The sequence below is a fragment of the Achromobacter sp. UMC46 genome (assembly GCF_014170335.1).
Taxonomy (GTDB): domain Bacteria; phylum Pseudomonadota; class Gammaproteobacteria; order Burkholderiales; family Burkholderiaceae_B; genus Achromobacter.
The window spans coordinates 1-15,196 of record NZ_LZZS01000018.1 but is presented as its reverse complement, the minus strand read 5'-3'; the positions used below and the strand labels follow the sequence as shown (position 1 = coordinate 15,196).

15 protein-coding genes are annotated in these 15,196 nt (G+C 66.0%); 6 read left to right on the top strand and 9 right to left on the bottom strand.

Annotated features, from left to right (window positions below; genetic code table 11):
- Positions 1-121: 121 nt before the first annotated feature.
- Together A9973_RS15645 and pdeR are read left to right on the top strand one after the other, a co-directional pair.
- Positions 122-1,117, top strand: a complete 996-nt coding sequence (locus tag A9973_RS15645; protein WP_183014665.1) for a tripartite tricarboxylate transporter substrate binding protein — start codon at positions 122-124, stop codon at positions 1,115-1,117.
- 345 nt (positions 1,118-1,462) lie between these two features.
- Positions 1,463-3,460: a cyclic di-GMP phosphodiesterase gene (pdeR, locus tag A9973_RS15640; protein WP_183014664.1), complete on the top strand. Its 1,998-nt coding sequence runs from the start codon at positions 1,463-1,465 to the stop codon at positions 3,458-3,460.
- Between the two features lie 26 nt (positions 3,461-3,486).
- Here the strand turns inward: pdeR and A9973_RS15635 are convergent, their stop codons facing one another.
- On the bottom strand, positions 3,487-4,371 hold the full coding sequence (locus tag A9973_RS15635) for a crotonase/enoyl-CoA hydratase family protein (RefSeq protein WP_183014663.1): 885 nt from the start codon (positions 4,369-4,371) through the stop codon (positions 3,487-3,489).
- A 269-nt stretch (positions 4,372-4,640) separates the two neighbouring features.
- Here A9973_RS15635 and A9973_RS15630 point away from each other — a divergent pair, with 269 nt between their 5' ends.
- Positions 4,641-4,994 carry a TonB-dependent receptor domain-containing protein gene (locus tag A9973_RS15630; protein WP_255469178.1) on the top strand — a complete coding sequence of 118 codons (354 nt, stop codon included), beginning with the start codon at positions 4,641-4,643 and terminating at the stop codon, positions 4,992-4,994.
- Between the two features lie 42 nt (positions 4,995-5,036).
- Here A9973_RS15630 and A9973_RS15625 read toward each other — a convergent pair whose 3' ends face one another.
- The 5 genes from A9973_RS15625 to A9973_RS15605 form a co-directional block, all read right to left on the bottom strand.
- Positions 5,037-6,023: a tripartite tricarboxylate transporter substrate binding protein gene (locus A9973_RS15625; RefSeq protein WP_183014662.1), complete on the bottom strand. Its 987-nt coding sequence runs from the start codon at positions 6,021-6,023 to the stop codon at positions 5,037-5,039.
- A 110-nt stretch (positions 6,024-6,133) separates the two neighbouring features.
- Positions 6,134-7,090, bottom strand: coding sequence for a LysR family transcriptional regulator (locus A9973_RS15620; protein ID WP_183014661.1), 957 nt, complete (start codon positions 7,088-7,090; stop codon positions 6,134-6,136).
- Positions 7,091-7,126: 36 nt separating this feature from the next.
- Positions 7,127-8,278: a CaiB/BaiF CoA-transferase family protein gene (locus A9973_RS15615; RefSeq protein WP_183014660.1), complete on the bottom strand. Its 1,152-nt coding sequence runs from the start codon at positions 8,276-8,278 to the stop codon at positions 7,127-7,129.
- Positions 8,275-9,069 carry an enoyl-CoA hydratase gene (locus tag A9973_RS15610; protein ID WP_183014659.1) on the bottom strand — a complete coding sequence of 265 codons (795 nt, stop codon included), beginning with the start codon at positions 9,067-9,069 and terminating at the stop codon, positions 8,275-8,277. The genes A9973_RS15615 and A9973_RS15610 overlap by 4 nt, the downstream gene beginning before the upstream one ends.
- A 133-nt stretch (positions 9,070-9,202) precedes the next feature.
- Positions 9,203-9,958, bottom strand: a complete 756-nt coding sequence (locus A9973_RS15605) for an SDR family oxidoreductase (protein ID WP_183014658.1) — start codon at positions 9,956-9,958, stop codon at positions 9,203-9,205.
- Between the two features lie 115 nt (positions 9,959-10,073).
- On the opposite strand from A9973_RS15605, the gene A9973_RS15600 reads away from it, so the two are divergent.
- Complete coding sequence (locus tag A9973_RS15600; RefSeq protein ID WP_183014657.1) at positions 10,074-10,985, top strand: LysR family transcriptional regulator; 912 nt, start codon at positions 10,074-10,076, stop codon at positions 10,983-10,985.
- Here the strand turns inward: A9973_RS15600 and A9973_RS15595 are convergent.
- A complete protein-coding gene (locus A9973_RS15595) occupies positions 10,964-12,358 on the bottom strand; it encodes a GntP family permease (RefSeq protein ID WP_183014656.1) in 1,395 nt (464 codons plus the stop codon). The two genes, A9973_RS15600 and A9973_RS15595, sit on opposite strands and share 22 nt — an antisense overlap.
- Before the next feature lie 84 nt (positions 12,359-12,442).
- Positions 12,443-13,252, bottom strand: a complete 810-nt coding sequence (locus A9973_RS15590; protein WP_183014655.1) for an aminoglycoside phosphotransferase family protein — start codon at positions 13,250-13,252, stop codon at positions 12,443-12,445.
- Positions 13,253-13,364: 112 nt separating this feature from the next.
- On the opposite strand from A9973_RS15590, the gene A9973_RS15585 reads away from it, so the two are divergent.
- On the top strand, positions 13,365-14,099 hold the full coding sequence (locus A9973_RS15585; RefSeq protein WP_183014654.1) for a class I SAM-dependent methyltransferase: 735 nt from the start codon (positions 13,365-13,367) through the stop codon (positions 14,097-14,099).
- A gap of 21 nt (positions 14,100-14,120) precedes the next feature.
- Here the strand turns inward: A9973_RS15585 and A9973_RS15580 are convergent, their stop codons facing one another.
- The gene (locus A9973_RS15580) at positions 14,121-14,840 is read right to left on the bottom strand and encodes a 5'-nucleotidase (protein ID WP_255469180.1); all 720 of its coding nucleotides are present in this window, start codon (positions 14,838-14,840) and stop codon (positions 14,121-14,123) included.
- 63 nt (positions 14,841-14,903) lie between these two features.
- On the opposite strand from A9973_RS15580, the gene A9973_RS15575 reads away from it, so the two are divergent.
- On the top strand, positions 14,904-15,196 hold a 293-nt coding region (locus tag A9973_RS15575), incomplete at its 3' end, for a transposase (RefSeq protein ID WP_183014653.1).

Sequence of the window (15,196 nt, the reverse complement as noted above, 5' to 3'; positions counted from 1 at the left end):
TTATTAGATCAGTCGATAGAAAAATTCTGATTCTTCAATCAAGTTTCGACTCCTAAACTGGCGCCGTTGACGAGCCGGGCGTCCGTCCATTCCTATACTCATCCCGGCTGGAGAGACCCTAATGTCAGACCTGCGTCTGCGGCCGCGCCGTGCCGTCCTGCTTTCCCTTCTGGCCATCTGTGCCGGCGTTTCCGCCCCGGCGCTGTCAGCCGACGCTTACCCCGACAAGCCCATCCGCCTGATCGTGCCGTATCCGCCCGGAGGCGCCACCGACGTGATCGGCCGCGTGCTGGCGCAGGAGTTGACGGGCGCGCTGGGCCAGTCGGTGATCGTGGAGAACCGCGCGGGCGCTGCCGGCAACATCGGCGCCGACCAGGTCGCCAAGGCGCAGCCCGACGGCTACACCTTGCTGATGGGTGCGCTGACCAGCCATTCCATCAATGCCGCCCTGTACCGCGGCCGCGTCACGTATGACGTGGAAAAGAGCTTCGCCCCGGTGTCCATCGTGGGCACGGTGCCGCTGGTGTTCGTGGTGAACCCGTCGGTGCAGGCCAAGACGCTCTCGGAATTCATCGCGTTGGCCAAGTCCAAGCCGGGCTACATGACCATGGCGTCGGCCGGCAACGGATCGCCCCAGCATCTGGCGGGCGAAATGTTCAAGCGCTCGGCCGGCGTGGACATCCTGCACGTCCCCTACAAGGGCAGCGGCCCCGCCATGACCGACCTGATGGGCGGCCAGGTGCTCAGCATGATCGAAACCGTGCCGGCGGCGCAGGGCAACATCAAGGCGGGCAAGCTGCGCGCGCTGGCGGTGACCTCGCCTGTCCGCGTGGACGCGCTGCCGGATGTTCCGACCGCGGCCGAAGCGGGCCTGAAGGACTTCGAGGTCAGTTCGATGTTCGGCATCGTGGCGCCCGCCAATACGCCGGCGCCGGTGATCGACCGCCTGAACGGTGAATTGAAGAAGATCCTGGCCAAGCCGGAAGTGAAGGCGTCGTTGCTGAACCAGGGCGCCATTGCCACCTGGACGACGCCGGCCGATGCCCGCGCCCGTGTCTCTGCCGAACTGGCACGCTGGACCAAGGTGATCGACGAGGCCGGGGTGAAGGGCGACTGATCCGCGGGCTTGATCCCTGCGGTTGCGCCGTTTACGCGACACGCCGAAGATTTCTTCATGGAATCTTCGGCGATTTTGTTTGTGCATTGCGATGGGGGGCAGCGCAACAAGGCGTTCGCGCCAGGTCGCGGCGGCGCACTAAAGCTGCCAGGAGCGAGAAGATTCCCCACACGCCCGTGATAGCCGGTGAAACAATCCGCAATACTGCGAATATCGCATGGACAAAGGGTATTGACCCCGTTCAGGCTAGGCCGTAATGTACTTTTCGGTCCGACTGGGGCTGTTCATCCTAAAGGACGCTTTTTTAGCCTGAACTGGCCGTAGGACAAGTGGGGGGATACCACGATGACAGAGAATCAGGACGAACGGTCGATCCTGTATACGCATTTCGGTACGCACAGCCCATATTGGAGACTGTCGGCCGATAGCGACGCCTTTGAGCTTGCGGCGATCAAGGGCGCGGCCAATATTGCGATGGCGCTGCGCCCGGATCAGGCGGATGCGATCCGTTCCCTGACGGGCATCACGTCCAGCATGCGCATCGACATCTCGCTTTACGGGGATCCGTTGCGGCTGCATCTGGTGGGCCGCAAGATCAACCCCAACGAATGGGCCGGCACCGCATCGGCGCATTCCGACACCGAATCCGTCGCCAAGGACCTGGTCGAAGGCCTGTCGTTTGCCGAAACCGTGGTGTCCGAAGCCAACTCCGTGATCGTCATCGTCGACCAGAACGGCCGGGTGCAGCGCTTCAACAAGCTCAGCGAGGAATACACGGGCAAGCGCGAGCAGGACATCGTCGGGCGCAGCGTGTTCGAGATGTTCATGACGCGCGAAGAGGCCATGGCCTCGCGCCGCAATATCGCCGAGTTCTACAAGCGCGGGCAGTCCTATGAGGCCGAACGGCTGATCAATACGGTCAAGGGCCCGCGGCTGTTCCTGTTCCGCAACAAGTTCGTCACCAGCGGCAGCGGCGAAAAGCGCGTCTACCTGATCTGCTCGGGCACCGACATCACCGAAGAGCGCCAGGCGCAGGAACGCCTGCGGGTGTTGGCCAACACGGACATGCTGACCAACCTGCCCAACCGCCATTCCATCACCGCGCGGCTGAAGGCGGCGCTGGCGGCTGGCAAGGAAGGGCGGGGCGGGGTGCTGTTCCTGGACCTGGACAACTTCAAGCGCATCAACGACCACTACGGCCACGGCTTCGGCGACCGGCTGCTCAAGGCGGTGTCGGTGGCGATTTCCACCTGCCTGTCCGAAGGGCAGACGCTGGCGCGGCTGGGCGGCGACGAGTTCATCGTGCTCCAGGAAGAGGCGCAAGCCTGGCAACTGGAAGCGACCGCCGAACGCATCATCGAACGGCTGCGTGAACCCTTCCGCCAGGGGCTGATCGAGGTCTACACCAGTTGCTCGATCGGCATCGCGATGTACCCCGACCACGGCGCCGACCTGGACAGCGTGGTGCGCAGCGCCGATATCGCCATGTACGTGGCCAAGGAGGCGGGGCGCCATACCTACCGCGTGTTCCAGCCGGAGATGGACCGCCGCAATGCGGACTACGTATGGCTGGACACCAACCTGCGCAAGGCGCTGGCCGAAAACCACCTGATGTTGTATTACCAGCCCAAGCTTGCCGGGCGCACCGGTGAAGTCGACGGCGTGGAAGCCCTGCTGCGCTGGCGCTCGCCCGAGCGCGGCATGGTCTGCCCCAGCGTCTTCATTCCGTATGCCGAGGAATCGGGCCTGATCTCGCCGCTGGGCGTCTGGGTCATGCGCGAGGCCGCCCGCCAGGCGGCCGCCTGGAAGCGCGAAGGCCTGAACATCCGGATCGCGATCAACATGTCGGCGCGGCAATTGGACGACAAAGGCGTGGTCAGCGACTTCATGAGCGCCATCGGCGACGCGGAGCTGGACCCGTGCCTGCTGGACATCGAACTCACGGAAAGTTGCCTGATTGAAGACGAAGTCGCGGCGATCGACCTGATCAAGCAATTCCGCCAATTGGGCGCGCGCGTCCACCTGGACGATTTCGGCACGGGCTATTCGTCGTTGTCGCAGCTGGCGCGCATTCCGCTGGACGCGATCAAGCTGGACGCCAGCTTCGTGCGCGGCGTGAACGAGAACCCGGTGTCGCAGGCGCTGGCGCGGGCCATCGTGGCCGTGGCGCGCACGCTGGAGTTGAAAGTCATCGCGGAAGGGGTGGAAACGTCGGAAGAAACCGCGTTCCTGGACACGCTGGGCGTGGATGCCAAGCAAGGCTATCTGTACGCCAAGCCCATGCCCGCGTCCGAACTCGTCGCCTGGCTGGCCCAGCGCCGCCGGCTGCATCTGATCGCCTGATACAGCCGGCGCCGTCATGCACCGGGTCAGTGCATGGTGGCTTCCTGCGTCGCGTCGGGGTTGGCGGCGGTGCGCCGGTTCTGCGCCATCACCAGGCGCTCCATGTAGGCGCGGTCCTTGGGATCGATTGAGAACGCGGCTTCCACCCAGTCCTCGGTGATGTCCATCAGTTCAGAGCGCGACAGGTTCAGCACGCGCTGGCGCGCTCGCAGCATGGCCCGCATGCCGTTGAGCTTGGGGCGCATCACGTCGATGAAGGTGCGCGTGGCACGGTACGCATCGCCCGGCTCGAACAGCGCGTCCACCAGCCCCTTGCCGTGGAACCATTCGGCGGTATGCGATTCGCCCGTGCTGATCAGGTCTTCGGCCAGTTTCATGCCCGACCGGCGCGCCACCAGCGAATAGCCGCCCATGCCGGGGAACAGGTTGAACGCCATTTCCGGGAAGCCCATCCGGGCATTGTTCTGCGCCAGCACGAAGTGGTGCGCCAGGGCCGCCTCGAAGCCGCCGCCCAGCGCCGTGCCTTCGATCATGGCCAGCGATATCGCACCGGTGTCGAACCCGCGCGAGGCGGCATGCACGCAGTCCACGCACGCTCTTGCATAGGCCCGCAAGGCTTCGCGCTTGCCGGTCCGGATCGCCTCGGCGAAGAAGTTCAGGTCGCCGCCCACGTTGTAGATCTGCGGCACCAGCGAACCCGTGACCCAGAAGTCGATGGGCAGGCCAGAGTCCTTGGCGGCGCGCGCCAGCGTCATGATTTCGTCGATGAGTTCAAGGTTGAAGCAAGGCCGTGGCTGCGCCCGGAGCATCATCCACATGACACGGCGTCCCTCTTCATAAAACGCTGAAATCTGCTTCATGTTGCCCGCTGCGGTGAAGGGGTGGCAGTCTGGATGAATGAGTTGATTCATGTGCTTTCGTCCAATCGGTCAAGGTGAGTCGGTGTACTGCCGGGTCAGCCTAATACAGAGCTTCCGGCTGCCGTCTCATGCAAACCTCGTCCGGTTGGCCAGACTTGTCCGTAAGTCAAAAGCGCGAGTGAACAATGCAGGATTCTTGCGAAATTAGGCGACGGATCGGCCTCTCGGGCGAGACCCGCATCGCCGCAACGGATGAGGACTCTCGCAAATTCGCGTGGATCGGGGCGATGCGCCAAACGCCGTTGGGGCGGCTCGGGCTCATGCGTTCGGATGAGGATGGTTTCGACTCGGTGCGCATCCGCGGCTTCGACGCCAGCAACGTGGCGCGGCGCAACGGCAGCGTTTTCCTGACCTACAAGCCGGTGGAAGGGCTGTACGGCGAAACCGGGCTGACTTTCGTGGGCGACCGCTACGCCGACAACACCAACCTGACGACGTTGCCGGGCTATGCGCGCTGGGACGCGATGCTGGGATACCGCACGAGCCATTGGGATTGGCGGCTGGCGGTGTGCAACATCACCGACAAGACCTACTACGGCTCGGCCATTAGCGCCGGCCAGATCCAGGTGGGCGAACCTCGCACCGTGGTGGCCACGGCGCAGTGCCGGTTCTGACCGGAAGAGGGCGGGGCCCGTTGTCCGGGCCCCGCGTGCGGCTTACTGCGGTTCGATCTTGGCGTCGATGGCGCGCTGCGTCCAGATCCGGCGCTGCGATTCGGCGAAGGCCTTGTGATCGGCCACGGAATTGGGCGCGACCTGCATGCCCAGCGCGTCGAATTTCGCGACGGTGTCGGCTTCGCCGAGGATGCGGGCGATTTCGCCGTTCAGCCGTTCGACCACCGGCGCCGGCGTGCCCGCGGGCGCCGCCACGCCGACCCACACCACCAGGTCGAAGTTCTTGTAGCCGGCTTCCGCCAGCGTCGGCACATCCGGGAAGTCCTTGGCGCGCGTCTGCCCGGTGAAGGCGATGCCGGTCAGCTTGCCGCTGTGCATGAACGCCGTCACGACGGACTGGTCCGCGAACAGATAGTCCACATGCCCGCCCAGCAGGTCCGTCACGGCGGGCGGCTGGCTCTTGTAGGGCACGCCGTTGGCCGCCGCGCCGGCGACCGTGTTGAAGGTGGCGCCGGCGATCTGGCTGGTGGGCGATCCGTAGGCGTAGTTCAGCGGGCGGGCCTGGGTCGCCTGCACCAGCTTGCTGACGGAGGTGTAGGGCGAATCCGCGCGCACCACCAGCATCATCGGGATCGTCGCGATCCGGATAACGTGGATGAAATCGCCGGTGGGGTCATAGGGCAGCTTGCGGAACAGCGCGGGCGTGGCCGAATGCGTCGAACTGCTGGTCAGCACCAGCGTGTAGCCGTCCGCCGGTGCGCGCGCGGCCGTGACGGCGCCGATCGTGCCGGACGCGCCGGGCTTGTTCTCGATGACGATGGGCACGCCCAGGCGCGGCCCCAGCTTTTCCGACAGGATGCGCGCGCTGGTGTCGGTGGCGCTGCCGGGGGAAAACGGCACGACGATCGTAATGGGTTTGCTGGGATAGGCATCGGCCGCGTGGACGGCCGCGCCGCTAGCCGCCAGGGCCAGGCCTGCGCAGGCGGTTGCCAGCAGGCGCCGGCGCACCGGGTGCGGAATTCGGGTCATGAATGTCTCCTGTCTTATTCTTGCCCGTCTGCCGCGGCACGCGGCGTCGAGGCCATGCGGCATGATGCGTCTGGCCGGCTTATCTCAACAAGGGACTAATTTTCATAGACCTATTCCGTATCGGGATTAATCGGCCGGTCGTCCAGAAAAGCGGTGGGGTCCGGCGACGCTTCGCGGGCGCGCAGCGTCGATTCCAGTGCATCCAGGAAGGTCTTGGCGGCCAGCGACAGCCGGGTGCTGCGGCGCTGAATCAGCCATAGCTCGTGGCGGCGCTCCGGTCCGCCCTGGAGGGCGGCTGTATGCAGGCCCAGCAGGCGCGCGAACGCGCAGACATAGCCCGGCACGATCGTGATGCCCAGCCCCGCCCGCACCAGGTTCAGCACCGAGGTCAGCATGCCGGCTTCGATCCCGGAATGGAGTTCCAGATCCAGTTCGCCGCTGATGCGGTCGACGGCGCGGCGCACGCTGTAGACGTTGCGCAGGGTGATGTGGTCGTGGGCCGCCAGGTCCGGCCAGCGCACGGTCTTGCGCCGGGCCAGCGGGTGGGACGGGGCGCAGACGGCGTACATGGAATCGCGGTAGATGACGCGCGCCTCCAGGCCTTCGCCGTGCGTCTGCGTCGACACGATGCCGAAATCCGCATGGCCATGGCGGACATGCTCAAGCGTGTCGTCCGTGTTCAGCTCGTAGAGCTCCAGCTTCACCCCGGCGTACCGGCGGTGATAGCGGGCGATGACGTCGCCCAGCAGGCCGACCATCATCATCGGCGAACTGGCCACGCCCACCGCGCCGCTTTCCAGCGTGCGCAGCCCGGACATGCTGCGTTCCGCCGCCCGCACCGTGCCCAGGATCTCTTGGGCGTAGGCATAGAAATCGGCGGCGCCATCGCAAGGGGTGACGCTGCGGGTCGAGCGTTCGAACAAGGGCTGGCCGACTTCGGCCTCCAGCTCGGCGCACAGCTTGCTGACGGCGGACTGGGTGACGAAGGCGGCGCGGGCGGCGGCGGTGAAACTGCGCAGCTCGTAAAGCGCGCAGAACACGCGCAGCTGCTTGAGGGTGATGTTCATGATCGGGCGGGCAGGGCGCGGCGGCCCGGGATGGGCTTAGCCGCCAGCGTCGAGCATATCCCGATCCGCGTCCTGCCGCGGCGCCGGCCGGCGCAATGCCCCCGGCGTGCGCGAGAACCGCACGGGGATCGACGTGGCGGTCAGCGTCCCTTCGGTCGGGTGTTCCACGCGCTGGAAAAAGCCCGTGGCCGCCAGATGGGGGTCGTCGAACAGGGCCTCGGGCGTGTTCACGCGGGAGTGCGGGATGTCGGCGTCGGCCAGCAGGGCCAGCCAGTCCCCGGTGCCGCGTTGGGCGACGATGGCGGCCAGCTGCTGGTAGAGCGTGTCGACATTGCGGGCGCGCATCGGCGGCGTCTGGTAGCGCGGGTCCATGGCCAGGTCGTCGCGCCCGGCCAGGCTGAAGAAGCGCTGCCATTGGGCGTCGGTGTAGGGCAGCAGGGCAATATAGCCGTCCCGCGTGCGGTAGGGCTTGCGCTCGGGCGACAGCACCCGGTTGTAGCCCATGCCGCCGCGCGGCGGTTCGAACGTGCGCCCGCCCAGGTGTTCGACCAAGGTGAAGGACACCAGCGTTTCGAACATGGGCACTTCGATCGCCTGGCCGCGGCCGGATTTCTCGCGCTCGTACAAGGCCATGGGGATGGCGTAGGCCAGCGTCAGGCCCGCCACCTTGTCGGCCATGATGGTGTTGACGTAGGCGGGGGCGCCCGCGTTGCGGCCTTGCAGGTCGGCCAACCCGCACATGGCCTGGATGATGTCGTCGAAGGCGGGCTTGGCGGCGTAGGGGCCGTCCTGCCCGAAGCCCACTGCCGAACAGTAGATCAGGCGCGGATTGCGGGCGCACAGGGTGGCGGCGTCCAGGCCCGCCCGCGCCAGCGCGCGGGGCCGCACGTTCGAGATGAACACGTCGGCGCCGTCCACCAGCGCCAGCAGCCGCTGCCGGTCGTCCGGGTCCTTCGCGTTCAGCGTGATGCTGCGTTTGTTGCGGTTCAGGTTCAGATAGGCCGCGCCCATGCCCGGCGACGCGGCGGGCGCCGAGGCGCGGAAGACGTCCCCTTCGGGCGCCTCCACCTTGATGACGTCGGCGCCCATGTCGCCCAGGATCTGCGTAGCGTAGGGCCCCATGCCGACCGAGGTCATGTCGATGACGCGCACGCCCGCCAGCGGGCCGCCGCCGTCCGCCGGGGTCATTGGCCGTCCCGCTTGTGCTTGCGGGCCAGGAACGGGGCCATGTACCGGCGCGGCTCGTCTGTCGTGAACGCGTCGCCGAAGGCGTCGACGCTGCGGTCCAGGCCCGCGTCCACGGTCGAGGTCTCCCAGTAGCGCAGCAGGGCTTTCTGCGACGCGACCGCGCGCGGGCCGCTGGCCGCGATGGGGCCGACGGTGCGCTCGACCAGCGCGTCCAGTTCGCCCGCATCGCACAGGAACTGCAGGAAGCCCCAGCGCAAGGCCTGTTCGGCATCCACGTTTTCACCGGTCAGCAGCAGCCAGTGGGTCGCGCCCGGCCCGATCAGCGCGGGCAGCAGCACGGCATGGATGACCGACGGAATGCCGACCCGGACTTCCGGCATGCCGAACACGCCGTCGCGCGACCCCAGGCGGATGTCGCAGGCGGCCGCCAGCTCCATGCCCGCGCCCAGGCAGAAGCCGGGAATGCGGGCGATGGTGGGCACGGGCACGTTGCGCACGGCGTCGCACAGGTCGCGCAGGTGGGTGATGAAGGCGCGGCCGCCGGCGGGGTCCAGCTCGGCCATTTCATAGAGATTCGCGCCGCCGATGAAGGCGCGCTCGCCCGTGCCGCGGATGACCAGCGCACGGGCATCGGCCCGCTCGGCAATCCACCGCACCGCTTGCGTCAGGCCCTGCGTGACGGGCGTCGCCAGGATGTTCAGGCTCTTGGCGTCGTGGATCTGCAGGGTGTAGACGCCGCGTTCGTCGCGGTCGATGCGGCTGTGGGGGAAGTCGGGGATGGGGGCGCTCATGGTTTGCGGTCTCCGGATCGTTAGGGTCGGAAGCCATGCTAGAGGCGGCCGGCGATCACAACAAACGAGTAATTTTCATGGAATAAGTCTGAAGTGGAATAAATTGGCCGGCAACGCTGGGCGGGGCGCGGTGTCAGGCCACGCCGCCGTTGGCGCGCAAGATCTGGCCGTTGACCCAGCCGCTGTCCGGGCCGGTCAGAAACGACACGACGCCCGCGATGTCGTCGGGCTGGCCCAGGCGTTCCAGCGGCGGCATCTTGGCGAAGTGTTCGATCAGTTCGGGGCTCTTGCCCTTCAGGAACAGCTCGGTGGCGACCGGGCCGGGCGCCACGGCGTTCACGGTGATCTGGCGGCCGCGCAGTTCCTTGGAAAACACGTGCGTGAAGCTCTCGACCGCGGCCTTGCTGGCGATGTAGACCGCGTAGCCCGGCAGGTTCAGCGCAATGGTGGTGCTGGACACGTTGACGATGCTGCCGCCATCGGCCAGCCGGGCAGCGGCTTCACGCAGCGTGTTGAAGGTGCCGCGCGTATTGATGTCGAAGGTCTGGGCATAGTCGTCGTCGGAGGTGTCGGCCAAGGGCTGCACCTTCAGCACGCCGGCGCTGTTGACCAGTGCGCTGATGCGTCCCAGCCCGGATTCCACCTTGTCGAACAGCGCGCGCACGTCGGCCGCCTTGGACACGTCGGCCTGCACCGCCAGAGCGCGGCCGCCCGCCTGGCGGATCTCGTCGGCCAGCGCATCGGCCTCGGCCGAACGGGATGCGTAGTTGATGCCGACCGCGTAGCCGTCGCGGGCCAGGCGCCGCACGATGGCGGCGCCGATGCCGCGCGATCCGCCGGTGACCAGGGCGACGCGTTGCGGGGTCGATTGAGAGGCTTGGGTGTTCATGCGGTGTCTCCAGGGGGCAGGGGGAATGGAGGCATCATGAACTATTCCAAACTGAAGATAATTACCCTATATTCGCTAACATAATTCCATTTGCATTAATAATAGGGTGCCCGGGATGGATCGTTTCCAGGAAATGCAGGTGTTCGTCCGCATCGCTGAACGGGGCAGTTTTTCCCAGGCGGCCGAAGACCTGCAGATACCCCGCGCCACAGTCACCAACCTGATCAAGCGCATGGAAAGCCGCCTGGGCGCCCGCCTGCTGGAGCGCACCACGCGCCAGGTGCGGCTGACGCACGACGGCGAGGCCTATTACCAGCGCTGCGTGCGTCTGCTGGCGGATCTGGAAGAGGCCGACGGCGCGTTCCTGAACACGGCGCCCAAGGGGCTGCTGCGCGTGAACGCCCAAGGCACGCTGGCCAAGTACTTCGTGATGCCCGGGTTGCCGGGTTTTCTTGAGCGCTATCCCGACATCGTCCTGCATCTGGGCGAAGACGACCGCCTGGTGGATATGGTGCGCGAGGGGGTGGACTGCGTGCTGCGCGCGGGCGCCCTGCAGGATTCGTCGCTGGTGGGCCGGCAGATCGCGCTGATGCCGCTGGTGACGGTGGCCAGCCCCGCGTATCTGGCGCGTTTCGGCACGCCCGCCAGCCTGGAAGACCTGGAGGGGCACCGCGCGGTGGACTATCTGTCCAGCGCCACCGGACGCACCATGCCGCTGGACTTCTTGGTGGAGGGGCGCAGCGTGCTCGTGCGCCCCGGGTCGGTGGTCAGCGTGACGGGCGCCGAGCTCTACACCGGCGCGGCTTTGGCCGGCCTGGGGCTGGCGCAGGTGCCGCGCTACCGCGTGGAGCGGGAGCTGGCGGCGGGACATCTGCGGATCGTGCTGCCCAAGGCGCCGCCGGCACCCATGCCGGTATCGGTGCTGTACCCGCAGAACCGGCAGGTGTCGGCCCGGGTGCGCGTCTTCACGCAGTGGCTGGTCGACGTGTTCGCCACCGCCTTCGATCAAACGATGCCGGTCAGGTAGTACACCGCGATCACCACGAAGACCGACATCGTCGATATCAGCGTGATGGCGAAGATGTCGCCGTACGACTGCCGGTGCGTCAGGCCGGTGACGGCCAGCAGCGTGATCACCGCGCCGTTGTGCGGCAGCGTGTCCATGCCGCCGCTGGCCATGGCGGCGACGCGGTGCAGCACGTCCATGGGGATGCCCGCCGCGAGCGCGCCGTCGATGAAGGTCTGCGACATCGCGGCCAGCGCGATGCTCATGCCGCCCGAGGCCGACCCGGTAATGCCCGCCAGCGAGGTCACGGCGATGGCTTCGCCCACCAGCGGGTCGGGGATGGATTTCAGCGCCTCGGCCACCAGCAGGAAGCCCGGCAATGCGGCGATGACGCCGCCGAAGCCGTATTCGGCCGCCGTGTTCATGGACGCCAGCAGCGCGCCTGACACGGCGCTTTTGCTGCCTTCGGCGAAGTGCGCCTTGATGCCGCGGAACGAGAACAGCAGGATGGTGAAGATGCCGGCGATCAGCGCGCCCATCACCGCCCACAGCGCGACCTGGTCGGCGGCATTGACGGGCATGGGCTTGGGCAGGCCGGGCAGGTCCACTTCGGCGCCTGCCGGATACCAGCCGGGGATCCAGCGCGTCAGCAGGAAGTTGGCCACGCCCACCACCACCAGCGGCAGCAGCGCGATCAGCGGATGGTGGTCGCGTTCGCTGGGCGGCGTCGCGGGTTCGTTGCGCAGATCCGTGCCGTAGGTCTCGCCGGCGGCGGCTGCGCGCTTGCGCCGCCATTCCAGGTAGGCGACGCCCGCCGTCAACGTGAACGCCGCGCCGATCAGCCCCAGCCAGGGCGCGGCCCAGGTGGTGGTCTCGAAGAAGGTGGTGGGGATGATGTTCTGGATCTGCGGCGTGCCCGGCAGCGCCGTCATCGTGAACGTGAACGCGCCCAGCGCGATGGCGCCCGGCATCAGCCGCTTCGGGATGCCGCCCTGGCGGAACATTTCGGCGGCGAACGGGTAGACCGCGAACACCACTACGAAGAGCGACACGCCGCCATAGGTCAGCACCGCGCACACCAGCACGATGGCGGCGATGGCGCGTTCGGCGCCGATCATGCGCAGCACCGCCCGCACGATCGCGCGGGAAAAGCCCGACAGTTCGATCAGCTTGCCGAACACGGCGCCCAGCAGGAACACGGGGAAATAGAGCTTGGCGAAACCGGCCATGCGCTCCATGAAGATGCCTGAAAACACGGGGGCCAGCGCGGAAGGATCCGTCAGCAGCACCGCGCCCATGGCTGCGATGGGCGCGCACAGGATCACGCTGTAGCCCCGGTACGCCGCCAGCATCAGAAACGCCAGCGCCGCCACCACGATGAACAATCCGGTCATTCGATACTCCAGGAATGAAGAGATAAGGGGTGAAGGGGCTACACCTTACCTCATCGAACCGGGGTCTTCGTGGCGCGTGGCGGCTCAGGCGTCCAGCTGCCCTTGCGCCTGGCGCGCGATGTTCAGGTCGATCGCGGCGTCGTCGCCGTCGCCCAGGTACCAGACGGCGGACAAGCCGCACCATGCCACGATCCATTGCAGCAGGCGGCGGCGATCCAGGCCGGACTCGGCCACGATCAGGTCCAGGCGTCGTTCGAAGCAGCCGGGCACGATGGCCACGGGCGGCACGGGGTCCGACAGGTCGGGGTTGCAGAAGATATTGGCGTAGTCGAACGCGCGCTCGCCGTACAGGCGCTTGGGGTCGATGACCAGCCAGCCGCGTTCACCGAAGTCCAGCACGTTGTCGTGGTGGACATCGCCATGCAGCACGACGAGGTCGCGCGGATCGTCCAGCAGCGCGCGGGCATGGCGGGCGCTGTGCGCCAGGATGCCGCCTTGCGCCCGGGCCATGGGCCACAGCTCGACGAACCATTCCTCCAGGCTGCGCAACGGGGGCAGCGGCTTGGCGCGGGGGGCGTGCAACGCCTTCAACACGCCGCAGAGGATGCGGGTGGCGTCGTCGTCGCGGCCCGTGCGGGCGTAAGCCGCCAGCGAGCGCGTGCCGGTGGCGCGTTCCAGCAGGATGGCGTGGTCGTCATGCGCCAGCACGCGGGCCGCGCCCTGGCCGTCCCACCACGTCATCAGTACGCCGCCTTGCCGCTCGTCTTCTTCGACCGACACCTTCAGCATGGCCGGCGCGCCGTCCTGCATGACCGGCAGCAGGCGGGCGGCGGGGGTCTTGATGGGGGCGCCGTCGGGCACGAGGTTCCAGCGGGTCAGGTAGGCGTCGAACATGGGGCAGGGGGGGCGATGGTTGCCGGGCTGTATATAGTAGGGCCTGCCGCCGATCGGTTGTCGCGCCTGTCGCCCATGCCGTGTCCGCCGGCGCTATCAAGGAGGATCAAGGATGACCGAATCGCAACCGGACCAGGCGCATTGGACCTCCGTGGCCGATCAATGGATCACGTGGGCGGGCACGCCTGGGCATGACGCTTTCTGGGCGTACCGAGAGGGTTTCGCGGCGTACCTGGGCGGGGGACAGGGGCGCGCGCTGGAAATCGGCTGCGGCGAAGGCCGTATCAGCCGCGAGGCCCGGGCACTGGGTTATCGCGTCACCGCAAGCGATGCGGTCGCCGCGATGGTCGAGGCCGCGCGCGCCGCGGATTCCGCCGATCGGTACGACGTCGCGCCCGCGCAGTCGCTGCCCTACGCGGACGGCGAGTTCGACCTGGTGATCGCCTACAACGTGCTGATGGACGTGGACGACGTGCCGGCGGCGTTGCGGGAGGCGCGCCGGGTGCTCAAGCCGGGCGGCACGCTGTTCATTTCCATCGTCCATCCCTTCCGCGACCGCGGCCGCTTCACCGGGCCGCAAGCGGACGCGCCGTTCGTGATCGACGGCACCTATTACGGGCGGGAGCACTTCGATGGCAAGGAAACGCGCGACGGCCTGAGCATGCACTTCGCGGGCTGGTCGCTGCCGTTGCAGGACTACATGGCGGCGCTGGAAGCGGCGGGGCTGGCGATCGTATCGCTGCGCGAACCGCAGCCGGACGCGGCATCGACGGCGCAGCTGCAGCAGTGGACCCGGCTGCCGATGTTCCTGTGGATCAAGGCCAGACCTTTGTCGATAGGTGCGTGAGTGCTTTGCGGAAATTGGCAGTTAAGTTGACGGATCGGATACTGTTCGATTTCTTACGCCGAACGGGATATGAACGGAAGGGAGAGATCCCGATGCTGGCAGCAAATGCGTTTTTTGATCGTCAAAGAAGATGTGTGGCTTGAGTACATCTAGGATGGCCTTTTTTTCTATGCCACCAAGGAAGAAAGCTTCATTCACGTTGATGTCCCAACTACGCATTGTATTGATCACACGCTGATGTGAGGGCGCGTTCCTGGCTGTCACGATGGAGATTCTTAGCCTGGGTGAGTACTTGGGGTCTCGCTCTGCCTTGATCTGTTCTTTTTTTTGAATTGCAGAGAGTTTTTCGAGAAGCTCTTTCAATAGACCAGGATTGTGTGGAACGAATGCTCTGTCTGATTCATGCTTATGGAATTCGTACAGGTCATTGGTGGCGTGAAAGACTGTCTCAGCCTCGTCATCTGCGATCACACCGTCGAAGTCGAACGCTACGCGCAATTCTTCTTCTCCTGCCAATTCAACATGCTGCGATTCCAACACCTGGCCTGCTGGATATCCAGCTAGGACTGCCTGTTTCACATCAGCTTCATTCGCTGACAGAAACAGACTGATTGACAGCGCGGGAATGTAAGCGTGAGGATTTCTCCCTTGAAGAAAAATCGCCCGAGTCATGCCGAGACGGTAATGCTCGATGGAATTCATGACTCTCATGCCGGTGTCTGGGTCATTGCGTGAAAGCAGTATGAGCTAGCCCAGGTTTTCCGGACACCCGAAGAAGTAGACAATACTTGAAGGAGGTGTCCCATGGATAAATCCAAGCCCGATAGCAGTGCGACCGGCGCCAAGCGCCAGCACCATAGCCGCGAGTTCAAGGTCGAGGCGGTTCGCCAGTTGGAGCAAGGCCAGGTTACTGGCACCCAACTGGCTTTGATGCTGGGTGTGAAGCGCTCGATTATTTACCGATGGAAGAAGGAGCTCGCCACACACGGGCCTGACATTTCTTTCCCCGGTAAAGGCCGAACTCGCAGCGACGAACAGACCGAGATCCAGCGCCTCAAGCGCGAGTTGGAGCAGGTTAAGGAAGAGCGCGACATCTT